Below are 22806 nucleotides of genomic sequence, written 5' to 3'. Positions count from 1 at the left end.
GGAGGTGGGCGCGATGGCGAGGGGCTCGAGAACTGTTGCGGGACCGGCTGATCGGGTCGTGGTGATCGGCGCCGGACTGTCCGGGCTGGCCGCCGCGCTGTACCTGGTGGCGGCCGGACGGCAGGTGACCGTCCTGGAACGCGACGATCGCCCGGGCGGGCGGGTCGGCGCGTATCGCGGACCGGACTACGAGATCGACTCCGGGGCAACGATTCTCACTCTGCCCGAACTCATCGACGAGGCGCTCGCGGTGGTCGGGCACACCCGTGAGTCGGTCGGCCTGCGCATCCTCGACATGGCTCCGGCGTATCGGGCGCGCTTCGCGGACGGCTCCGAGATCGGCGTCTACTCCAATGAGGAGGACATGGCGGCCGAGGTCGAGCGGGTGCGCGGCCCGGGCGCGGCCCGCCGCTACCGGCGGCTGCGCGGCTGGCTGAAAGACGTGTACGAGGCCGAGTTCCGGCAGTTCATGGACACCAACTTCGATTCGCCGCTGGACATGGTGCGGATCCCGGAGAAGCGGGTGGCGCTGACGCGGCTGGTGCGGCTGGGCGCCTTCGGGCGGCTCGGGCCCAAGGTCCGGCGGATCGTACGGGATCCGGACGTGGCCCGGCTGTTCAGCTTCCAGGCCCTGTTCGCGGGCATGGCGCCGAACCGGGCGCTCGGGGTGTACGGCGCGATCCCGTACATGGACACCTGCCTCGGCGTCACCTACCCCGAGGGCGGGATGCGGGCCATCGCCGAGGCGCTCGGCCGCGCGTTCACCGCCGCGGGCGGCACGCTCGAACTGAACGCCGAGGTCATCGGCATCGAATACGCGGGCAAGCGGGCCACCGCCGTGCGGACCGCCGACGGACGCGTCTTCGACTGCGACGCCGTCGTGGTCACCGCCGACATCGGCTCGCTGTCGCGGTTCGGGCTGCGGCGCCGGATCGGGCTGCGAGCCTCACCGTCGGCGGTGGTGGCGCACGGCACGATTCCCGCCGCGGTGGCCCAGAGCTGGCCCGTGCAGGCGCATCACACCATCGACTTCGGCCGGGAGTGGGACCGCACCTTCACCGAGATCGCCGCCCGGCGCGGCCGCGGGCAGCTCATGAGCGATCCGTCGCTGCTGCTCACCCGGCCCGCGCTCACCGATCCGACCCTCTACATCGAGCGTGCCGAACAGCACATCGACCGTGACGGGCACCTGCGCGATACCGTCCGCTACGAGCCGCTCTCGCTGCTGGCCCCGTGCCCGAATCTCGATGCCGCAGCGCTGGCCTGGGAGCAGCTCGGCCCGCACTATCTGCGCGAACTGCTCGCGGTCCTGGAAGACCGCGGCTACCAAGGCATTTCGCGTTACTTCCGGATCGACCACCTCGACACCCCGCATACCTGGCGGGACAGGGGCATGATCGCCGGCACCCCGTTCTCGGCCGCGCACCTGTTCCGGCAGACCGGCCCCTTCCGCACCCGGAACCTGGTGCGGGGCCGCGCGAATGTGGTTCTCGCGGGCTCGGGCACCGTGCCCGGCGTCGGCGTGCCGACCGTGCTGTTGTCGGGGAAACTCGCGGCGGCACGGCTGACGGGTGATCCGCGACATGCCGGTGGCGAATCCGCCCACTCCGGGGCTGTGGCACCCGCGCCCACGCCGTAGACTGTCCGCGTCCTGAATCAACGCGGCTGCCGCCGCCTACCTTTCCGGGGGGAACGACCGCCAATGCCGACCCCCGATGCGGACGCAGCCACCCCCGACACCGTCGGCAGCACTGCGACGCGGACCGCGGCCGGTGTCGCACAGGCCGAACCGGACGCCCCCACCCCGGCCGCCGTGACCAGCGCCGTCGAGGGCACCACCGCGCAGCGTCGGCTGCGACACGCCTCCGACTTCACCCGCAGCCCCGAGGGACACGCGGCCACGCTCGGATTCTTCGGCGCCCTGCTGATCACCTTCGGCGGGTTCGGCGCGGGCAGTGTGCGGCGCAGCGACCCGCTGCTGGAGGCCATGCACCTGTCGTGGCTGCGGTTCGGGCACGGGCTGGTGCTGTCGTCGGTGTTCGTGTGGCTCGGCGTGATCGCCATGATCACCGCGTGGGTGCGGCTGGGGCGCATCGTGATCGGCAAGCAGCCGGGCACCACGGTGTCGCTCAACGAGCTGCGCGGGATCGTCGGCATCTGGATCTTCCCGCTGCTGTTCTCGGTCCCCATGTTCAGCCGCGACGCCTACTCGTATCTGGCGCAGGGCGCGATGCTGCGCGACCACATCAACCCCTACGTCTTCGGGCCCGTGGAGTTGAAGGCGAATGCCGCGGCGGTACTGGACAATGTGAGCCCCGTCTGGCTCAACACGACCGCGCCCTACGGTCCGGTGTTCCTGGTGATCGGGCGGGCCATCACCACCATCACCGGTGACAATGTGGTGGCGGGGACCATCGCGCTGCGGCTGGTCATGCTGCCGGGCCTGGTGCTGATGGTGTGGGCCATTCCTCATCTGACCAAGCATCTGGGCGGCAAGCCGACCATCGCTTTGTGGCTCGCGGTGCTCAATCCGCTGGTGCTGGTCCATCTGATCGGTGGCGTGCACAACGAGATGCTGATGGTGGGCCTGATGGCCGCGGGCATCGCCCTGGTGCTCGAGCACCACCACATGTCGGGCATCGTGGTGGTCGCGATCGGCGTGGCCGTGAAGGCGACCGCGGGCGTCGCGCTGCCGTTCCTGGTGTGGATCTGGATGATTCACGAACGCGAGCGCCGCGCCTCGCAGGACGAGGGCGACCTGCCACATCCGATCCGGACCTTCGCCAAGATCAGCGCACTGGGTGTGGCGATCTTCGCGGCCGTGTTCGTGCTGGCCACCTGGGCCACCGGGCTGCGCGATCACCAGATCGGCTGGCTCACCGCGCTGTCCGGGTCCAAGAAGATCATCAACTGGCTCTCGCTGCCGACCATCATGGCGCACGTGGTCACCTGGGTGACCCCGCTGTCGATGGACACGGTGCTGTCCTGGACGCGCCTGCTGTGCGCGGCGGTGATGGTGGCCATCCTGGTGTGGGCCTGGTGGCGGTTCAAGAACAGCGAGAAGGAGGCCGTGCTCGGCATTCTCGTCGCGTTCGTGGCCATCGTGATCCTCTCGCCCGCCGCACTGCCCTGGTACTACTCGTGGCCGCTGGCGCTGGCCGCCGGATTCGCGCTCACCACCCGGACCCTGCAGGTGCTGGTGGGCCTGTGCACCTGGCTCATGCTGGTGTTCCAGCCCGACGGGTCGCCGGTGTCCAACTATGTGCACGGCACGCTGGCCATCTTCGCGGCGGTGGTGGCGGCGCTGTCGCTGTGCACGGTGGATCCGCTGAAACTGCGGGCGGCCCGCCCGCAGGCCGAACAGCTCGGCGTCGCGCCCGCGGCCGGGCCGGCGTGAACCAGTCCACCGCACCCGCGCCACCCGTACTGCCCGATCAGTCCGAGCGGCTCGACCGCGCCTATCGTGACTGCCGCCGGATCGCCGCCGCCCACGGCCGCACCTACTTCCTGGCCACCCGGCTGCTGGAACCGGAGCGAAGACCGGCCGTGCACGCGCTGTACGCCTTCGCCCGCCTGGTCGACGACATCGTCGACGCGAGCGACGCGCCCAGCCGCGCAGCGGAATCCGCGGCCCGGCTGGATCGGATCGAACACGAACTCCGGGCCCGCCTGGTGGACGCCCCCGTCGAGGCCGGCGACGGGCCCGAGGACCGGGCACTGCTCGCGGTATGCGACACCATCCGCCGGTATTCGATTGCCGCCGAACACTTCTGGGTCTTCCTGGACTCCATGCGCATGGACATCCCCGGCGGCCCGCACTACCGCGACCGCTACCCCACCATGAGCGACCTGCGCGACTACATGCGCGGCTCGGCCGCCGCCATCGGACTGCAGCTGCTGCCGGTGCTGGGCACGGTCGTCCCGGTGGCCGACGCCGAACCCGCCGCGGCCGCGCTGGGAGAAGCCTTCCAGCTCACCAACTTCCTGCGCGATATCGGCGAGGACCTCGATCGCGGACGCGTGTATCTGCCCGCCGACGAGTTGGCGGCCTTCGGCGTGGACACCGAACTGCTGTACCACTGCCGGGCATCCGGCCGGACCGATCCGAAGGTGCGGCGCGGGCTCGCGCACCTGATCGCCGTCAACCGCGGCGTCTACCGCCGCGCCACCCCCGGCATCGAGCTGCTCAGCCCACGCGTGCGCCCGGCCATCCGGACCGCGGCCACGCTCTACGGCAGCATCCTGGACGAGATCGAACGCGCCGATTACGCGGTCTTCACCCGCCGCGCGGTGGTGCCGCAGCATCGCCGATTGCGGATCGCGGCACGGGAACACCTATCCGCCTCTTCGCGCCTGCTGCCGGGATTCGGGGAGCCCCTCCGATAAGCGAGCGGACCGGCGGTCGTGCCAGAGGGTCGACTCTCGGACGTCCCCGACGAGTTACCCCGTACGGCGCCAAATCAGTTGGCGCCTCGGGCATCAGGCCGAGCGCGGTGCCTGGGCACCGCGCGGGAGGCCTGCGGGTCAGAAGGGGTCGGCCGCAGCGCGCCGGATCACTTCACGCGCCAGCGGGCCGTGGATGGCGTCGATCGGACGACCGGGGAGGGTGTCGTCCTCGGTGTAGATCCACTCGAGGATTTCCTCGTCGGTGTACTTGCCGTCGCGCATCACCGTGATCAGACCCGTCAGATGCTTGGCGACGGCGCCCGTGGAGTCGAAGAACTCCTTCGGGATACCGGCCACGCCGTTCCGGCGGACCGCGAGGATCTGGTGGTCGCGCAGCATCTGGTGTACCCGCGTGACCACCATGCCCAACTGGTCGGCCACGTCGGGCAGCGGGATCAGGGTCACCGAGTCCGGCAAGACGTCTTCGCTGCATGGAAAGGCACTCACGCGGACCACGGTAGTCTCTCGCGTCGCCACAGTCGCATCACACCCCGACGCGACTACCATCGGGTGAGCCGCACCGGGCGGACTCGGGAAATCGGAAGGGTTGCTGTTGATCGGCCAGATGCTGGAAGGGCGCTACCGCATCGACGCGCCGATCGCGCGTGGCGGTATGTCCATGGTGTTCCGGGGAGTGGACACCAGATTGGACCGACCCGTTGCCATCAAGGTGATGGACCCGAAATTCGCCTCCGATCCGCAGTTCCTCACCCGCTTCGAGCTCGAAGCGCGGGCCGTGGCCAAGCTCAAACACCCGTCGCTCGTCGCGGTCTACGACCAGGGCGTGGACGGTGACCATCCGTTCCTCATCATGGAACTGGTCGAGGGCGGCACCCTGCGCGAGCTGCTGCGCGAACGCGGGCCCATGCCCCCGCACGCCGTGCGCGCCGTCGCCGAACCCGTCCTCTTCGCGATCGGCGTCGCCCACTCGGCCGGACTGGTGCACCGCGACATCAAGCCGGAGAACGTGCTCATCTCCGACTCCGGCGAGGTGAAGATCGCCGACTTCGGACTGGTGCGCGCGGTCGCCGAGGCCAAGATCACCTCCGACAGCGTGATTCTCGGCACCGCCGCCTACCTCTCGCCCGAGCAGGTCACCAGCGGCACCGCCGACGCCCGCAGCGACGTCTACTCGGCGGGCATCCTGATCTTCGAAATGCTCACCGGCCGAACGCCGTTCACCGGCGACAACTCGCTGTCCATCGCGCTGCAGCGGGTCGAGAAGGACGTGCCCAGCCCCGGCCGCCTGATCAGCGGCGTCCCACCGGAATTCGACGAGCTGGTCGCGCACGCCACCGCGCGCGAACCCATGCACCGCTACTCCGACGCCACCGAGATGGCGAACGAACTGCGCCGCATCGCCCGCGAACTGCGGCTGCCCGACTACCGGGTACCCGCGCCCACCGAGTCGGCCGAGCACCTCAGCGCCAAATACCGGGTCGGCCCCACCCCCGCGCCGCGCGGACCGGTCACGCCGCCCTCGCGGCCGATTCCGGGCGCGGCCGACCTCACCACCCGGCTCCCCGCCGACCCGCCGACCGTGCACATGCAGCCGCAGGCGCAGCAGACCCGGGTCATGACCGCGGCGCGGGAACTGCCGTCGGAGTACCAGCAACAGCAGCCCGAATACGCGCCCCCGTCCGGGCCGCCGGCGAACCGCGGCTACGGCAACGATCTGATCGAGGATCGCGGCAAATCGCGACGCAAGGTCGTGGTCTGGCTGAGCATCGTGATCGCCCTGGCCGTGCTGCTGGGCCTCGGCGGCTGGTGGCTCGGGGTCGGCAGATACTCGGCGGTGCCCTCGATCGCCGGTATGGACACCCAGAAGGCCGTCGCCACACTGCAGGACGCGGGCTTCAAGACCGAGACCCGGCAGAAGGCCTCCGACATGATCCCGGTGGGCAATGTGGTCGGCACCGACCCGGTCGCCGGTACCCGGATCACCAAGGGCTCGCTGGTCGCGGTGCTGGTCTCCAGCGGCAAGCCGAAGGTCCCCGACGTCCAGTCCGGACAGGATGTCAACTCGGTGAACAAGGCCATCCGGGACGCGGGACTGACGCCCGTGGACGGCGGCGAGGTGAGCAGCACCGCCCCCAAAGGCACTGTCGCCAAGGTGGATCCGGGTCCCGGCACCGTCCTCCCCGCCAACGCGCAGGTGAAGGTCTACCGCAGCAAGGGTTCCCAGCCGGTCAAGGTCCCGGATGTGCGGGGCAAGACCGAGGACGAGGCCAAGACGGCGCTGCAGAAGGCCGGGCTCACCGTCAGCTCCACCCGCGACCAGTACGACACCAAGATCAAGTCCGGGCAGGTGATCGGCACCGACCCCGCCGCGGGCACCAGCACCGAATCCGGCAATGCCGTGGTCCTCATCGTCAACAGCGCCATCGACATGCCGAACCTGCTGGGCGCCAACGTCTCCACCGCCCGCAGCAAGCTACAGGCCCTCGGCCTGCAGGTCACCGTCCGGCAGCTCGCCAACAACGACGGCTCGATCGTCATCTCGCAGAGCGCCGCGCCCGGCGACGCCGTTCAGCCCGGATCCACCATCACACTCGTCGCCATTCCGTAGCCGGCCCGCGCCTCTCCCCGCCGTCAGCGGACGGCCGAGAGCCGGCGACCGCAGTGCATCCGTGCCGGTGGTTGGGTTCCGAACCGATTCTGGGCGTACTCGGGCCGTTGCCCCCATCGGCACGAAACAGTTGTCGCCCTGGACGACGTGACACGAACAGCCGAGAGCCCGGGCCGCACAGGGCGGTCCGGGCTCCGTTCGTTTCGCCTACTAGCGCAGCATCTCCGCGACCAGGAACGCCAGTTCCAGCGACTGCTGGGTGTTCAGGCGCGGGTCGCAGGCGGTCTCGTAGCGCTCCTCCAGGTTGAGGTCCGAGATGTCCTGCGCGCCACCGAGGCACTCGGTGACGTTCTCACCGGTGAGCTCGATGTGCAGACCGCCCGGGTGGGTGCCCAGCGCGTGATGCACCTCGAAGAAGCCCTGCACCTCGTCGACGATGCGGTCGAAGTGCCGGGTCTTGTAGCCGGTGGACGACTCGTGGGTGTTGCCGTGCATGGGGTCGCACTGCCAGATCACCTGGTGACCGGTGGCCTGCACCTTCTCGATGATCGGGGGCAGCGTTTCGCGGACCTTCTGATTGCCCATGCGCGCGACCAGGGTCAGGCGGCCGGGCTCGTTGTTGGGGTCCAGCCGCTCGACGTACTCGACCGCCTGGTCGGGCGTGGTGGTCGGGCCGATCTTGAGGCCGATCGGGTTGGACACCAGTTCGGCGAATGCGATGTGCGCGCCGTCGAGCTGACGGGTGCGCTCACCGATCCACAGGAAGTGCGCCGACAGGTCGTACAGCACCGGGTCGCCCGTGACCGGGTGCTCGCTCAGGCGCAGCATGGCCCGCTCGTAGTCGAGCACCAGCGCCTCGTGACTGGCGTACAGCCGGGCGCTCGACAGGTTCGGATCGTTGACGCGACAGGCCTTCATGAAGGCCAGCGCGCGGTCGATCTCGGTGGCCATCTGCTCGTAACGGGCGCCGGCCGGGGACTGGGTCACGAACTCGCGGTTCCAGTCGTGCACCTTGTGCAGATCAGCCATGCCGGCCGAGGTCAGCGAGCGCACCAGGTTCATGGCGGCCGAGGCGTTGGCGTAGGCCCGCACCAGGCGCGACGGATCGTGTTCGCGCAGCGCCGCATCCGCGACCAGCGAGTTCACCATGTCACCGCGGTAGGACCGCAGGCCCAGCGAATCGAGGTCGGCCGACCGGGGTTTGGCGTACTGGCCCGCGATCCGGGCCACCTTCACCACCGGCAGGCTGGCGCCGTAGGTGAGCACCACGGCCATCTGCAGCAGCGTGCGGATATTGCCGCGGATATGCGGCTCGGTGTTGTCCGCGAAGGTCTCGGCGCAGTCACCGCCCTGCATGAGGAACGCCTCGCCGCGGGCCACCTCGGCCAGCCGCAGGCGCAGCTCCTCGACCTCGGCGGGCACGCAGATGGGCGGCACGCTCTCCAGCACGGTGCGCATCTTGGCGGCCTGCTCGGGATTCCAGGAGGGCTGTTGCAGAGCCGGGCGGGCCAGCGCGTCGTCGAGACGCCGACGGAGCTCGGCGGGTAGCGGAGGAAGTTCCGGCAAGCGATCGATCGGTACGTCGACGGTCCAGTTCACCAGTTCAGAATACGGATTGCCCGCGCCGACCCCGAGCACCCCCAGGGCTTGAATTGCTCACACCGCGCCGCCGCCTAGGCTGGGAGCGGATGATCTGCCATCCGACCCGGACCTGAGCTGAGGAGAGACCCATCTCACTGCGGTACTTTTACGATTCGGAATTCATCGAGGACGGGACCGTCATCGACCTCGTATCCATCGCGGTGGTGTGCGAGGACGGACGCGAGTTCTACGCGGTCTCCACCGAATTCGATCCCGAGAAGGCCGGGCCGTTCGTCCGCCGCAATGTCCTGCCCAAGCTACCGCCGCCGTCCTCGCCGCTGTGGCGTCCGCGCGAGCGGATCCGCGACGACCTCTACAAGTTCCTGGTCCCACGACCCAACGTGGAACCCGAACTGTGGGCCTGGGTCGGAGCCTACGACCACGTGGCGCTGTGCCAGCTGTGGGGATCCATGGTCGACCTCCCCAACGCGCTGCCCCGCTACACCAATGAGCTGCGCCAGCATTGGGACCAGCACGGCCGGCCCGCCCTGCCGCCGGTCCCCAAGGACGCGCACGACGCGCTCGCCGACGCCCGCCACAACCTCGCGAAATTCGAGGCCATCGAGGCGGCGCGGCGCCTGCGCGCGGTCTGAGATCGACATGCGAAAGGCCCCGGGAGACTTGGTCTCCCGGGGCCTTTCCGGTGGTCTGGCGGACTAGCCGGCCATGGTCTCCGGGACGCGGTCGGCGTCCGGGCGGCTGCCCGACGGCACGCCCTTCTTCAGGCTCGCGGCGTACACGTCCACGTACTCCTGACCGCCCATCCGCATGAGCTCGTACATGATCTCGTCGGTGACGGCGCGCTCGACGAAGCGGTTGCCGCCCATGCCCTCGTAGCGCGAGAAGTCGATCGGCTCACCGAATTTCACGATGACCTTGCGCGGCCGCCAGCGGAACGGACCGGGCGGGCACACCTCGTCGGTACCGATCAGGGCGACCGGGATCACCGGCACTCCGGTCTCCAGGGCGAGGCGTGCCACACCGGTCTTGCCCTTGTAGAGGCGACCGTCCGGGGAGCGCGTGCCTTCGGGATACAGGCCTACCAGGCGACCCTCGTCCAGCAGCTTGCGCGCGGTATTGAGCGCGCTCTCGGCGGCGTCCGCACCGGAGCGGTCGATCGGATACTGACCGGCACCGGAGAAGAACCATTTCTGCAACCGGCCCTTGAGACCGGGCGTGGTGAAGTATTCGGCCTTGGCCAGATAGGTGATGCGACGCGGGCTCATCAGCGGGGTGAATAGCCAGTCGGTGAACGACAAGTGATTGCCGGCCAGAATCGCTGCGCCCTTGGCGGGAATGTTCTCGACGCCCTCGACCTGCGGCCGGTTGACGAGATGCATCCATGGACCAGGGAACACATACTTCAGCAGCCAGTAGAACATTGCGTCCTTTCCCCTGTTTTCGATACCCGGGACCGGCCTCGTTGCGGGCACCACCACTCGCTTGCCTACCCTACCGCTGCGACCAGCCGGTAACCAACCGGCGGTGGCGCGTTTCTCCGATGACGGGACTTTGGTCCCACGCTTCGGAATTCGCCGGGCGGTGAGCAGCAGGTCAGCGGTGCGCCGACACCGCGTCCGACGCCGACGGCACCGCGGCGCGCGCCAGCTCGGCGGCGCCGATCATGCCCGCCGCCTCACCCAGCTGGGCGGTGCGGATCCGGGCCAGCCGGCGGTGCCGGGCGCCGGTGATGGAGGCCGCGTAATGCTCGCGCGCGTCGTCGAGGAACAGTGGGGCGGAAGTGCTCACGCCGCCCGCCACCACGATCAGATCCGGGTCGAAGAGGTCACTCACGAAGGCCAGGCCCAGACCCAGCCAGCGCGCGAAATCGGCCATCACCTCGAGCGCGACCGGGTCGCCGTCCTGGGCCGCGCCCGCCACCCGGCGACCGGTCAGCGAGCCCGGGTCCCGCCCCGACTCCCGGGCCAGCACCGCGGAACGCTGCGGATCGGTGGCCAGCAACTCGATCGCGGTGTCCACCAGAGCGGTTCCGCTGCAATACCTTTCCCAGCAGCCGCGCTTGCCGCAGGCACACGCGCGGCCGTTCGGCACCACCTGCAGATGCCCCAGTTCCGGTGCGACACCGAAACTTCCGCGATACAGCTGGCCATTGCTCAGCAGGGCCGCGCCGATGCCGGTGCCGATCGCCACCAGCACCACATTGCGCCCGCCCGCCGCCGCGCCGAAGCGGTACTCCGCCCACAGCGCGGCATTCGCGTCGTGCTCCAGGATCACCGGCAGGCCGAGACGGTCGGTGAGCCGCTGCGCGACCGGGGCGTCCTCCCACGGCAGGTGCGGGGCGAAACGCACGGTGGCGCGGTCCTCGTCCACGAAACCCGCCACCGCGAGACCGACCGCGCCGATGGCGTGCCGGGAGCACAGTTCGCGCACCGCCCGGGCCAGACCGTCCTCGAGAGCGCGCGCGGAGTGCGGGGTCGGCGCGGTCACGGTGTCGAGCACCTCGCCCGCGCTGTCGACCACCGAGGCCCGAATATTCGTGCCGCCCACATCGATACCCACGGTCAACGGCACGTCCACACCGCCCGTCATGCCTTGATCGTCACGTCGATAGGGACGTATTTCGCGCGCTTGGGCCGCCTTCCACCACCGGATTGCGCGCCGCGGCCCGCCGCCGAGCTCGCGTCGCGGGCGGGCTGGGCCGTGGATCCGGCCACGGACCCCGGCTCGGAGCCGGGGTGTGCGACCGGCGGGCCGAAGGGCCCGGCGGGGGCGGGCTGCTCATCGGCCACTCGGCCGGTGCGGAAATCGTTGTGCGGCATCGCGGTCGAGTCGTCCGGATCACCTGCGCCGGAGCGGCGGGCCGTACCGGTGCCGGGACCGAAGGAATCGTCCGACGCCTCGGCGGGCGGGTGGGCCTGCGACCGGCCCCGGGCCGCCGCACGGCCCTGCGCGCCCGCGAGGAAGCGCGCGAACACCGCGGCCAGGCCCGCCGCACCGTGCGGGTCACCGGATCGCGCTCCGCCGGGCGGGAACTCACCCGCGCCCGTGTCGCCGCGCGCGGCGTCATTCGCGTCGGCGAAAGGCAGATCGCCCGCCCCGGAATCGGTTTCGGCGGTATGCGAGAAGTGATGCCAGGCTTGGTATTCCGGCGACTCCGGATCCAGATCCGGCGGGATCACCGGATCCACCGGGACACCGGCGAGCGCCTCGCGCAGCACGGTCACGATGGCGGTGCCGTGTTCGGCGATGGCCGCCACCACATCGTGGTGCTCGCCGCGCACGATGGCCGCGGCCGCACACACCGGGCACCAGCTGCAGCTCGACCATTCGGTGCGGCCGTCTGCGGCGGTGCGGCGCAGCACCGGCTCGACCCGTTCGAGGACGGCCTCGGCCAACAGCCGTAGCTCCTCGGCGAATTCGCCGAGATTCTCCTCGGGGTGACCGGGGCGCGGGTGGTGCCTGGTCATTTCGGCCAGACCTGAGGATCGGGCCGGAAGCGGATCACCAGGTGGTCGCCGTCGAGTTCGGCGGCCTCGACCGTGCACCGCCGCAATACCGGGGCCAGCCGCAACCGCCGCCGGACCCCGTCCGCTCCCACGATCAAATCGTCCTCCACTCGTCCCAGCCGCAGCGTCGACGGATCGACCACCGGCAGATGCATGCGCATCGCGAACACCGAGTGCACCCCCGCCCCGGACTCGAGCCGTACCACCGGCTCGGCGGCGGTACTTCTCTCGAGGCCGGGCGGCACACCGTCCGCGTCTGTGCCAAGCATAGGGACCGGACGCCCTCCCACCCAGTTACCACTCGCGTCCACCGCGTAGGACAGCGCCGCCAGCGAACCCAACCCCACCGGTTCGGCGCCCGCATGCGCAACGACCTGCACCGGAAGCCCGTGCAGCCGCTTGCGCAGCTCCCCCGCCACGTCGAGTTGCTCGCCGCGCCGGTTGAAGTACCACTGCGTCGCCGGATGCGGCGGCTCCACCGGATGCGGGGGCGGCATTTCCGGCAGCACCTTGTTCACCAGCACCGCGTCCAGCCGGATCCCCAGCAGCGCCGCCGCCGACCGCACCCGCGCGGACTCGGCCACCGCGACCAGTTCGGCGGCGGTCACCAGCCGGGCGCCGGTGCGGGTCTGATCCGCCAGCAGGTCACGGGCTTCCGAGACCGCCTGCACGATCTGCTCGACCGTCACCGCCAGCACGGCCTTGCGGAAGTCGGCGCCGATCGCCTCCATCGTGCGGGCGTGCGCGGGCCACACCCGCTCCAGATAGCCGAGCACGGTGTCCGGCGCGGTGACAATGCGCAGCATGTCCGCCGAGGGCGGGCAATCCACCACGATCACATCCCATTGCGCGTCCCTGGCGAACTGGGTGATCTCCAGCATGGCCAGCAGTTCCTGCACCCCCGGCAGGCCGGTCAGCTCCGCGGGATCCAGTGCCCCCAGGTCGAATCCGTGCTCGTGCCCGGCGCCGGACACCATGACCAGCACCTGCCGGAACCGATCCTCCAGCAGCGCAAGCGAATCCACCTCGATGACATCCAGCGCCGGCTCGGCGTCGGGACCCGGCCCGAATCCCGGATCGGGGGCGTCCGGATCGCGGACGTCCGCGAAAGCGGGTGCCGGAGTTCGGAACATGGGCAGGGGCAGCGTGGCGACCGCGGGGGTCGAACCGTGACGCAGGCGGTACCCCAGGGCGTCGCCCAGGGAATGCGCCTGGTCGAGGGAGGCCAGCAGGACGCGGCGGCCGTTGCGGGCGTAGGCGAGTGCGGTAGCGCAGGCCAGCGTAGTTTTTCCGACACCGCCCTTGCCGATGAACAGCTCGACGCGGGTGGCGGGGCGCGGCGAGCGTTCGGTACCGCCGGCGGTCAGCCTTCGACCCGTTTCTTGAGTTCCTTGAGGGCGGTGTCGGTGATGACCTTCTCCGCTTTGCGTTTGAACATGCCGATCATGGGGATGTTCAGATCCACGGTCAGCTCGTAGACCACCTGGGTGGTGCCGTCGGGCAGGGCGATCAGCTCGTAGGTGCCGTCCTGCGTCTTCTGCAGATCACCCGCGACCAGGCTCCAGCTCACCGCGCGGCCGTCGGGCCGCCAGGTATAGGACAGCGTGTAGGTGTCCTTGACGACGCCGGCGTCCAGCACGAAGCGGGCGATGCGGGCGCGGCCGTCCGGCAGCTTGTCCAGCACCTCGACCAAGCGGGCCGCAGCGACCCATTCCGGATACGACTCCAGGTCGGCGATGACGGCCATCACTCGATCCGAGGGGGCGTCGATCACGATCGACCTCTGAGTTCGATCGGCCATGGGCGGCAACGCTTCCTTTCTAGTGCGCGGCCGCGGGCGCGACCCCGGCCTTGCGCCCGGCCTCGAGGCGGGCCTTGATCTCGAAGGACATGACCTTGCCCGCGACCCGGCGAGTCCGGTTCAGGGCCAGCAGCTCACGCCCGGACATACCGGCGACGCCGCCGCGCGGTTCAGCGTGCATGAAGTAGTGCATGATGACGCCGTCCAGCATGGGCTCCAGCCAGACCTCCATGGTGCCGTCCGCACCGCCGCTGACGGTCCAGCGAATCCCCTTGTCGCCCCGGTCTTCCCGGACCTCCAACTGCAGGTCGGGCCACCAGCGGCGCCAGCGGGCACGATCGGCCAGCACCTCGGCCACGGCCGTGCCCGGCGCGGCGACGAATGTCTGGTCGGCAACCTGGATACTGCTCACGGTGCCTATCTTGCCCTACGCTTCGCTCCGGGCGGGTTCGCGGCCCCGAAGTCTCGATTCTTCCCTCTCCGCTCGAGCCCCCTTCGCTCGAAGCGGAGGTCTCTCGAGCCGCAGGCCAGAATCTAGACGGCCGCGAACCTTTGGGTATTGCCTCAGCGCGCCGGTGCGTTCGTCGAGCAGCTCGGATCCAGCAGTCGCTGTAGTCGCGCGCCCATCAGGTCCCAGCGCCATTGCTGCTGGACCCAGGCGCGGCCGGCCTCGCCCATGCGGGCGGCGGCGTCGCGGTCGGAGAGGATGTCGACGATGGCGTCGGTGAGGTCCTCGACGGAGCGGCCGTTCACGACGCGACCGGTTTCGCCTTCCCGCACGGTTTCCGGCGCGCCACCGGAATTGCCCGCCACCACTGGCACTCCGGTGGCCGAGGCCTCCAGGAACACGATGCCCAGGCCCTCGACATCCAGGCCCAAACCGCGGGTGCGGCAGGGCATGGCGAAGACATCGGCGATGGTGTGGTGGGCGGCGAGTTCGCCCGATGCGACGCGGCCGGTGAAGACCACGTCATTGCTCAGGCCCATGACCTCGGCGAACTGCCGCAGCTTCTGCTCGTAGGGCCCGCCGCCGGCGATGACCAGCACCGCCCCGTCGATCCGCTTGCGAATCTCGAGCATGGCCGTGATCAGCATGTCCTGCCCCTTGCGCGGCACCAGCCGCGAGAGGCACAGAATGGTGGGCCGGTCCCCGAGCCCGTAGCGCTCGCGCAGTTCGGCGCGGGCGGCCGGATCCGGCTTGAACACCTCGGAATCCACGGCGGGTGGCAGATATTCGAGCGCGGCCTGCGCCCCGAACGCGGTCGAGAACCGCCGCCGCGTGTACTTGCTGACGTAGGTGACGACATCGGTGTGATCGCCGATGACCCGCAGCGCCTGCCGCGCCACCGGCAGCATCGACCAGCCCACCTCGTGCCCGTGGGTGGACGCCAGAATCCGCTCCGCGCCCGCCTGGCGCAGCACCGGCGACATCAGCGCCAGCGGCGCCGCCGCCCCGAACCACACCCGATCGCACTTCTCGTCGCGTATCAGCTTCTTGGCCCGCCGCGCCACCAGCGGTGTGGGCAGCATCAGCGTCGTCGGATGGCGCACCACCTGAAAAGGCTGCTGCGCATCGAACTTCCAGTGACTGTCCCCCCGCCACCGCGGCGCGTACACCACCAGCTCGTCGGCGGGCAGCTGCAGGGCGAGCGCATGCAGATACGACTGAATCCCACCCGGTCGCGGCGGGAAATCATTGGTAACCAGCAGAGTTCGCCCCATGTCACAAACCTACTGCACCCAGCGCTCGCGCTCCCCCCGCCCCGAAACCTCGCACCCCCGAGTTATGCGCCCTCGGCCGTGCGGGTGGTCAGCCAGGTACGCCAGTCGGTGATGAAGTCGGCATAGCCGACGCCGAGGGTCGTGCGCAGGGCAGTCTCGATCGCGGTGCGGTCCTTCGGGCCCGATGCGAGCTGCCGGTAGAGGGTGATGAGTTTCGCGTCGCCGTAGCGGTCGGCGATGAAAGCGCAGGCGGACCAGCCCTGTTCGTAGGCCAGGGAGGCGTTGCCGCTGGTCGGCTCGAACATGGCGTCGGGCGGAAGGTCGGCGGGCAGGTCGCCGGCGTGGGCGCGGGCGGTGAGGGTGGGGGCGATCTGGGCGATGGGGTGGCGCAGGTCGCGGTGGGCCGAGTATTCGGCGAAGCCCTCGAGCATCCACATCGGGGAGCCGTCGACGGTGACCGCGCGGGTCGCCATGTGGGTGAGTTCGTGACGCAGCACCGAGCGCAGGGCGTCGGCGCCGAGGCGGCGGCCGGCGTCGGGGCCGAAAACCACGCGCTGCCCGGTCAGTTGGGCGCCGGGACGGAAGGGATCGGCGACGGTCGAGGCCGCGACCTCGGCGGGCACGTCACCGACGACATGGGTGAGCGCCGCGAACTCCGACGTGCTGGACGCCACCACGACGACGGGCGCCTGATTCCAGTCCGCACCCCACAGCGCGGTGACCGCCGTGGTGCTTGCCGCGAGTTCGCCTGCCAGCACATCGATATCGGCCTGCTGCCCGGAATGACCGAGCACGATGCCGGTGCGATCCGGCCCGGTGGAAGCGGTCTCGGCGACGACCTTGCCGTAGCCCTCCATGGTCCGTTTCACCTGCGGCACCTGCGGATCGGTGGGCGTGACCTGGCTCGAATCCTGCCCCGGCGCCACCGCGCGCAGCTTGGGCAGCACCGAGTTCGGCAACATGAGCAGCGCCCCGCAGGCCGCGGTCAGCGCGCTGACCATCACCAGGGTGGCGACGAACTGGAACCGCCGCCGGGCCGCGAGCCAGCCGTGCACCTGCCGCAGAGCGCTCATCGCCACCTCGTCGTGATCATGCGCGGTCCGCGGAGGTCAGAACCGGCGCGCCGAATGGAACGGTGTGGAGCTCATCGGCGCGACCTGCACGGGAACGCCGAAAGTCGAAGCGTGCAGCATCAATCCGTTGCCGGCGTAGATGCCCACATGCGAGATGTCAGAGTAGAAGAAGACGACGTCGCCGGGTTGGAGGTCCTTCGCGTCGACCGGCGTGCCGTAGCTGGACTGCTGCTGGCTGGTGCGCGGCACACTCTTGCCGACCTGGCGGAACGCCCACTGCACCAGGCCGGAGCAGTCGAACTGGTCGGGACCGGTGGCGCCCCAGACATAGGGATCGCCGACGCGGGTGAGACCTGCGGCCAGCGCGCTGGTTCCGGAACCGGGCACCAGACCGCGGAGCAGGCTGTCGCGATCGAAGCCGGGCGGGAACATGGAGCCCGCGAGCGCGGACTTGTCACCGGCGGAGAGCTGACCCCACGCGGCGATCACCTGGGCCATGGATCCTTGCAGCGCAGCACGTTTGGATTCGAGGTCGGTGCGGACCGCGTCGGCGGCGGCGCTGGCGGCGCGCGCGGTGTCGGCGGCGGCGCGGGCGGCGGCCTCGGCGACCGAGGCCGCGTCGGTGGCCCGCTGATACTGGCCCAGTTGATCATTGGTGCGCGCGCCCACGAAGTCCACGATGGACATCTGGTCGAGCAGCTGCTGTGGCGAATTGCTGACCAGTAGCGATGTCAGCCGGTTGGTGCGGCTGCCGAGCAGCGCGGAGGTCGCGGCCCGATCGATGACCGGTTGGTAGCGCCGGATTTCCGCCTTGGCCGCGTCCAGGGTGGCGGCCGCGTCGGCGGCCCGCTGGTCGGCCACGCCGGCCGCGGCGGCCTTGGTATCCAGATCGGCCTGCGCGTCGAGCGCCTGCTGATTGAGCTGTTCGGACTGCCGCGACAGATCGATGAGCCGCTGCACTGCTTCCCCAGCAGATGCCGGTGCGGAGGCCGGATCGGCTGTCGCGGGTCCGATGCCCAGCGTGCCGGAGGTGCCGACCATGAGTGCGCCTACTGTGAGGGCTCCACCCACCAGTCGCCTGGTTCGCTGACTGTGTGTCCGATGAGGTCGCTGCTGCGCTGCCACCGTTGGTGTCGTCCCGTTCTCTTACCCCGAGCCGGTTCAGAAGGTCTCGATAAGATTACGAAACGGCGACCGGTTGTGTCCAGCAGGCCACGGAATCATCACGGTCACCGCCTCTTCCGCAGGTCGGCCGCCCGCGGTCGGCTACGGGGAAGGCTCCCCGGTCAAGCGGCGAATCAGATGCGGCGCGCGCCCGTGAACGGCATGGAGGAAATCGGGGCGACCTTCACCGGCTGACCGGAGGTGGACGCGTGCACCACATTGCCGTCGCCGATGTAGATGCCGGAGTGGCTGCCGCCGTAGAACGACACCACGTCACCGGGCTCCAGGTCGTTGAACGAGACCGGGCTGCCGGCATTGAGCTGCTCATAGCTGGTGCGCGGCAGGCTGACTCCAGCCTGCGCGTAGGACCACTGCACCAGTCCGGAGCAGTCGAAGGCGTTCGGGCCGGCGGCACCGTACACGTACGGGTCGCCGATGCGGCTCATGGCGGCGTCGACCGCGATCTGGTGCGGGCCGGCCTGCGGGCCGGGGGCCGCCGGGACGCCCGGGATGGTGATGCCCGGGAGGGCGGGGATGTTCACCGGCAGGGATTCCGGGAGGCCCGGAATGCCGGCGGGGAGCTGGATCTGGTCGGGCACGTCGATGGTGCCGACCGGGGTGTTCACCGGCTGGGCGGAGGCGGGAGTCGCGGGCAGCAGCAGCGCGCTCAGCGTGGCAGCGCCGACGGCACCGGCCGCAGCGGCACGACGCGCAGTGCGCTGCATGCCCCGGGCCTGTCGCTTCACGGTGGTGGTCGCCATGATGAGGTACTTCCAATCTGCCTTGCGACGCCGCACCCGGTGGTGCGTCGGACTCCGCAAGGTCTCAGGAAGATTACGAGTACATAACGGTGCTTTGTAAAGCCGGGACAGCCGATGCATGACTCGAAATTGTTACGCAGCCCTATTTCGGTGCGACAAACGTCACAGCAATCACGAAAAGATAACAACGGCCATTTTCCGAAGAGCGTTCCAGTAGCTACCGGCGAGTAGCCCGTGGCCGCCGGAGGCCCTTCCGACCTCGACGAATTCCGCATAACACGAGGTAGGAGCCACGGCCCCCGACCAGGGCGATTGCGACACACCCATCCGACACGCCCGACCGCAGGACAGCGGCACAGCACACGCCGGAACCCGATCCGAACCAACCACCCCCTTCCTCAAAATTGATCCATTTTCCGAATAATTGTGACCCTGGCCACAATCTGGCATATTTCGGCAATTCGGGGATTTCATCTCGAGAATCTCCGCCACAAATACCGATATTCCCCAGGTCACCTCGAGCCGCTTCCTCCCGGCCGTGACCGGGCGAAGTTGTCGGACCCTGCGCCTAGGCTTCCCCTCCGTGTCCGGACAGCTGGCCTTCGACGAGCTCGAAACCCCGCTCTATGACACAACGTTCGTGGTCGTGGACCTGGAGACGACCGGCACCAGCCCCGAGGGCGACTCGATCACCGAGATCGGGGCGGTGAAGGTACGCGGCGGCGAGGTGCTCGGCGAGTTCGCGACCCTGGTGAACCCCGGCTGCGCGATCCCGCCGCAGATCGTGCAGATCACCGGCATCACGACCGCCATGGTGGTGGACGCCCCGCGCATCGAGCAGGTGCTGCCGGGGTTCCTGGAGTTCGCGCGCGGAGCCGTGCTGGTCGCCCACAACGCCCGCTTCGACACGGGCTTCCTGAAGGCCGCCGCCGCGAAGTGCGAAGTGCCGTGGCCGGCTTTCCAGATCGTGTGCACCGTCCAGCTCGCGCGGCGGGTGCTGCCCAAGGACGAGGCGCCCTCGGCCAAACTCTGGTACCTGGCGCAGCTGCTGGGCGCCGAGACCCGCCCCACGCACCGCGCGCTCGACGACGCCCGCGCGACGGTGGACGTGCTGCACGCGCTCATCGCCCGGGTCGGCAACCAGGGGGTGCACAGTCTCACCGAGCTGCTCGACTATCTTCCCGAGGTGACGCGCCGCCAGCGTGCGAAACGTGTGATGGCGGCGGATCTTCCGGCCACGCCGGGTGTTTACCTGTTCCGGGGACCGTCGGACGAAGTCCTCTATATCGGGACGGCGTTGAATCTGCGCCGCCGCGTTCGCAATTACTTCACCGGTTCCGACACCCGACCGCGCATGCGCGAGATGGTGCAGCTGGCCACGCGGGTCGATCACGTCGAGTGCTCACACGGTCTGGAAGCCGGGGTGCGGGAGCTGCGGCTGCTGCTCGCCCACACCCCGCCTTACAACCGGCGCTCGAAATTCCCGCAGCGAGCCTGGTGGCTGACGCTCACCGACGAGCCGTTCCCCCGCTTCGCCGTCTCCCGCACGCCCACCCGGGACGCGTTGGGCCCGTTCACCTCCCGCGCCGACGCCCTGGAGATCGCCGCCACCGTCGCCGAGCAGTCGGGCTTGCGGACGTGCACCACCCGCATCCCGCGCACCGGCCGCCACGATTGCCCGCCGGCGGTGGTCGGCGGTTGCCCGGCGGGCGCCGAGAACGGACCGCTCTATATAGAGGAGTACGAACGCGCTCCGGCCACTGTTCGCGCCCTGTTCGCCGGCGCCGACGACACCCTGCTGCACAGCATTGCGGCGCGGCTCGAATCCCTGTCCACCGCAGAACATTTCGAGGCCGCAGCCCGGCTGCGAGATCGCACTGTGACGGTGATCCGCGCCCTGCGCCGCACCCAGCGTCTGACCGCGCTGGCCGCCATCCCGGAACTGATTGCCGCTCACCCCGACGGTGCGGGTGGCTGGCAGTTCGCGATCATCCGCCATGCCCGCCTCGCCGCCGCCGGCACCGCCGTGCGCGGCATCTCCCCCATGGCGGTGGTCGACCGCCTCGCCGCCTCTGCCGAAACCGTGATCCCACCCCTGCTCTCGGCCCCCGGAGAGCACCCCGCCTATCCCCCACTGCGCGGCGCACTTCCGGAGGAGGCGGGCCTGCTGGTCCGCTGGCTCGAGCAACCCGGCACCCGCATCGTCCGCACCACCGACGGCTACCACGAACCCCGCCTCGGCGCGGGCCCCTGGCTCGACTGGGTAACCCGGGCCGAAGCCGCCTCGCACATCACCACCCCGGATCAGTCCCCGTCGACGTGACGATCGAACTGGTCACGTTTCCGCGTGCCGGATCAGAGACGCAGTCCCCGTATCGATTTGGCGAAGGCCCCGATCGGCCGATGCGGTCAGGGTTTTCGTGCGAACAGTCCGGTCCGGGCCGCCGATCGGATGAACCAGCGTGGGAGGTGTCCGGCGAGTGGCCGACCGGAACGTGCGGGTGGCAGCAGCGGCGCGCTGTCAGAATGGCGGGATGTATGTGCCAGATGCCGAGCGCTGGAATCACAACATCGAGTACCACCCGTTGCTGGCCGAAGCGGTCACGGGGGCGAAGGACGTGCTGGACGTCGGGTGCGGGGAAGGCATGCTGGCCAGGCGGATTCGGCTGGGTGGGGCCGCGGTGACCGGAATCGATCCCGATGCGCGGAGTATCGAGCTGGCCCGGGACCAGTCCGGGCCGGACGAGATCACCTATCTGCAGGCGGATTTCCTCGAGTACCCCTTCGAACCGGAGTCGTTCGACGGGATCGTGTCCATCGCCGCCCTGCACCACATGGACACCGTCAAGGCTCTCACCCGGATGCGGGAGCTGCTGCGACCGGGCGGAACCCTGGCGGTCGTGGGCATGGCGCGCAACGACTTTCCGGCCGATCTGTCCTGGGAGGCCGCCGCCCTCCTCACCAGTTTCAAGGATCGGCTGTTCCGCTCCCAGTGGGCTCACCCTTCCCCGGTGGTCTGGCCGCCGCCGCAAACCTATGCCGAGACGAGGCGGACGGCCGCGGAAATCCTGCCGGGCGTGCGCTACCGACGCCACATCCTGTGGCGGTTCTCGCTGGTGTGGACCAGGCCGAATCCGGCTGCGCCGCAGGGTTAGCGACCGTCAGCGCGGGATGTCGTGAGCGCGGCCGGGCCGGGTGCCCGGGCGTCGCGGGTAGCCGGGACCGAAAACGGGCTGGGCGGGTGAGCCGACCATGCGGGTGACGGTTTCGCCGGCGATTCCGAGGTCGAGCAGTTCGGCGGCGAGCTGCTGCCGGATCTGGTCGACCAGGCTGCGAAAGCTGATGTGCTGGTCGGCGAGTCGGCGGTGCAGTCCGCGTTCGGAGAGCGCGAGCTCGCGGGCGACCTCGGCGAGTGACGGCGTGATCGCGGGCGTCCGCAGGAGCACTCGGCGAACCTGTGCTGCCGGGCCGGTGTGCCGGTGCCGCCGGTCCAGCGCCAGCTCGCACTGCTGAATGCACTGCGCTCCGGTGTGCGCGTCGGGTGGGGCGGCGGGCCGGCCGAGCGCCTCGGGCGGCACGGTGAATGCGCCTCGCCCCGGCTCGAATTCGAGGGTGAGCGTCCCGCCGCCGGCCGAGACCAGCGCCGAGACCAGCGTGAACGCGGCCGTCAGATCGCGAGTCAGCAGGAAGGCCCGTGCTTCGCCGCGCACCTCCCCGTCCCCGGCTTCGACCGCCAATCCGGCCCGGGTCTCGATGAACGAGGGCCCGAATCGCACCGAGGTCACCGCGAAATACCTCGGTAGCAGCCGGATCGCGTCCCCCACGGTCGGACTCGTCACCATGGCGTAGCCGACGATCCCCGCGCCGCCGAGTGTGTACCGCCGCCCGGTCGCGGCTCCCAGTTCGGCCGCGTCTCCCCCGTGCGCGATCAGATTCCGGATGACCCGCAGTTCCTGCCCCGACCGCACCTGTGCGCCGGGTTCTTCCAGATCGCCGCCACGCAGCCCGGTCCCGGCCAGGCACGCCGAGACCGGAATCCCCTGTGCCCGACCGGTCTCCACCGCGTAGCGGGTCGCCACCGCGGGCCGGGCGACCGCCCGTCGATCCGGCTGGACAGCCATGATTCGGAAGCTAACAGGTCCCGGTCACCTTGTCACCCGAT

General features: G+C 69.8%; 20 protein-coding genes. 7 read left to right on the top strand and 13 right to left on the bottom strand.

Going from position 1 to position 22806, the window contains the following annotated elements; all coding sequences use genetic code 11:
• Nucleotides 1-13: 13 nt before the first annotated feature.
• From crtI to ON33_RS40490, 3 genes are all read left to right on the top strand, one after another.
• The gene (gene crtI / locus ON33_RS06800; RefSeq protein ID WP_040856720.1) at nt 14-1639 is read left to right on the top strand and encodes a phytoene desaturase family protein; all 1626 of its coding nucleotides are present in this window, start codon (nt 14-16) and stop codon (nt 1637-1639) included.
• 63 nt (nt 1640-1702) lie between these two features.
• The gene (locus ON33_RS40495) at nt 1703-3397 is read left to right on the top strand and encodes an alpha-(1->6)-mannopyranosyltransferase A (RefSeq protein WP_169336784.1); all 1695 of its coding nucleotides are present in this window, start codon (nt 1703-1705) and stop codon (nt 3395-3397) included.
• Nucleotides 3398-3426: 29 nt separating this feature from the next.
• On the top strand, nt 3427-4386 hold the full coding sequence (locus ON33_RS40490) for a phytoene/squalene synthase family protein (protein ID WP_040856716.1): 960 nt from the start codon (nt 3427-3429) through the stop codon (nt 4384-4386).
• 138 nt (nt 4387-4524) lie between these two features.
• Here the strand turns inward: ON33_RS40490 and ON33_RS06785 are convergent, their stop codons facing one another.
• Entirely contained in the window at nt 4525-4893 is a 369-nt protein-coding gene (locus tag ON33_RS06785) for an Rv2175c family DNA-binding protein (protein WP_040856714.1), read from the bottom strand.
• Nucleotides 4894-4999: 106 nt separating this feature from the next.
• Between ON33_RS06785 and ON33_RS06780 the strand changes: the two genes are divergently transcribed.
• On the top strand, nt 5000-7015 hold the full coding sequence (locus ON33_RS06780; protein ID WP_218001379.1) for a Stk1 family PASTA domain-containing Ser/Thr kinase: 2016 nt from the start codon (nt 5000-5002) through the stop codon (nt 7013-7015).
• 210 nt (nt 7016-7225) lie between these two features.
• Here ON33_RS06780 and ON33_RS06775 read toward each other — a convergent pair whose 3' ends face one another.
• Entirely contained in the window at nt 7226-8614 is a 1389-nt protein-coding gene (locus ON33_RS06775; protein WP_040856709.1) for a class II 3-deoxy-7-phosphoheptulonate synthase, read from the bottom strand.
• 137 nt (nt 8615-8751) lie between these two features.
• Here ON33_RS06775 and ON33_RS06770 point away from each other — a divergent pair, with 137 nt between their 5' ends.
• Nucleotides 8752-9249, top strand: coding sequence for a polyadenylate-specific 3'-exoribonuclease AS (locus ON33_RS06770; RefSeq protein WP_040856578.1), 498 nt, complete (start codon nt 8752-8754; stop codon nt 9247-9249).
• A 63-nt stretch (nt 9250-9312) separates the two neighbouring features.
• Here ON33_RS06770 and ON33_RS06765 read toward each other — a convergent pair whose 3' ends face one another.
• The 10 genes from ON33_RS06765 to ON33_RS06720 all read right to left on the bottom strand — a co-directional run bounded on the left by ON33_RS06765 (nt 9313) and on the right by ON33_RS06720 (nt 18644).
• Nucleotides 9313-10038 (bottom strand): lysophospholipid acyltransferase family protein, encoded by a 726-nt coding sequence (locus ON33_RS06765; protein ID WP_040856575.1) that lies wholly within the window; start codon nt 10036-10038, stop codon nt 9313-9315.
• Between the two features lie 172 nt (nt 10039-10210).
• On the bottom strand, nt 10211-11206 hold the full coding sequence (locus ON33_RS06760) for an ROK family glucokinase (RefSeq protein ID WP_040856572.1): 996 nt from the start codon (nt 11204-11206) through the stop codon (nt 10211-10213).
• On the bottom strand, nt 11203-12084 hold the full coding sequence (locus ON33_RS43120) for a hypothetical protein (protein WP_245550326.1): 882 nt from the start codon (nt 12082-12084) through the stop codon (nt 11203-11205). The genes ON33_RS06760 and ON33_RS43120 overlap by 4 nt, the downstream gene beginning before the upstream one ends.
• Nucleotides 12081-13439 carry an ArsA family ATPase gene (locus ON33_RS06750; protein ID WP_051151721.1) on the bottom strand — a complete coding sequence of 453 codons (1359 nt, stop codon included), beginning with the start codon at nt 13437-13439 and terminating at the stop codon, nt 12081-12083. Before ON33_RS06750 ends, ON33_RS43120 begins: the two co-directional genes overlap by 4 nt.
• A gap of 47 nt (nt 13440-13486) precedes the next feature.
• A complete protein-coding gene (locus tag ON33_RS06745; RefSeq protein WP_040856569.1) occupies nt 13487-13924 on the bottom strand; it encodes an SRPBCC family protein in 438 nt (145 codons plus the stop codon).
• Between the two features lie 19 nt (nt 13925-13943).
• Nucleotides 13944-14336, bottom strand: coding sequence for an SRPBCC family protein (locus ON33_RS06740; protein ID WP_040856566.1), 393 nt, complete (start codon nt 14334-14336; stop codon nt 13944-13946).
• Between the two features lie 152 nt (nt 14337-14488).
• A complete protein-coding gene (locus ON33_RS06735; RefSeq protein ID WP_040856564.1) occupies nt 14489-15646 on the bottom strand; it encodes a glycosyltransferase family 4 protein in 1158 nt (385 codons plus the stop codon).
• A gap of 62 nt (nt 15647-15708) precedes the next feature.
• On the bottom strand, nt 15709-16719 hold the full coding sequence (locus ON33_RS06730) for a peptidase MA family metallohydrolase (RefSeq protein ID WP_040856701.1): 1011 nt from the start codon (nt 16717-16719) through the stop codon (nt 15709-15711).
• Nucleotides 16720-16755: 36 nt separating this feature from the next.
• The gene (locus ON33_RS06725) at nt 16756-17760 is read right to left on the bottom strand and encodes an NlpC/P60 family protein (protein ID WP_051151720.1); all 1005 of its coding nucleotides are present in this window, start codon (nt 17758-17760) and stop codon (nt 16756-16758) included.
• A gap of 257 nt (nt 17761-18017) precedes the next feature.
• On the bottom strand, nt 18018-18644 hold the full coding sequence (locus tag ON33_RS06720) for a C40 family peptidase (RefSeq protein WP_083868665.1): 627 nt from the start codon (nt 18642-18644) through the stop codon (nt 18018-18020).
• Between the two features lie 583 nt (nt 18645-19227).
• Here ON33_RS06720 and ON33_RS06715 point away from each other — a divergent pair.
• Together ON33_RS06715 and ON33_RS06710 are read left to right on the top strand one after the other, a co-directional pair.
• Complete coding sequence (locus tag ON33_RS06715; RefSeq protein WP_169336783.1) at nt 19228-20967, top strand: DEDD exonuclease domain-containing protein; 1740 nt, start codon at nt 19228-19230, stop codon at nt 20965-20967.
• A 211-nt stretch (nt 20968-21178) separates the two neighbouring features.
• Complete coding sequence (locus tag ON33_RS06710) at nt 21179-21799, top strand: class I SAM-dependent methyltransferase (protein ID WP_051151728.1); 621 nt, start codon at nt 21179-21181, stop codon at nt 21797-21799.
• A 6-nt stretch (nt 21800-21805) separates the two neighbouring features.
• Here the strand turns inward: ON33_RS06710 and ON33_RS06705 are convergent, their stop codons facing one another.
• On the bottom strand, nt 21806-22765 hold the full coding sequence (locus tag ON33_RS06705; protein WP_051151719.1) for an AraC family transcriptional regulator: 960 nt from the start codon (nt 22763-22765) through the stop codon (nt 21806-21808).
• Nucleotides 22766-22806: the final 41 nt, after the last annotated feature.

The organism is Nocardia niigatensis NBRC 100131 (assembly GCF_000308655.1).
Classification (GTDB): Bacteria; Actinomycetota; Actinomycetes; order Mycobacteriales; family Mycobacteriaceae; genus Nocardia; species Nocardia niigatensis.
Note: the sequence above shows the minus strand (reverse complement) of the source record. Positions and strands in the feature narration are given on the sequence as shown.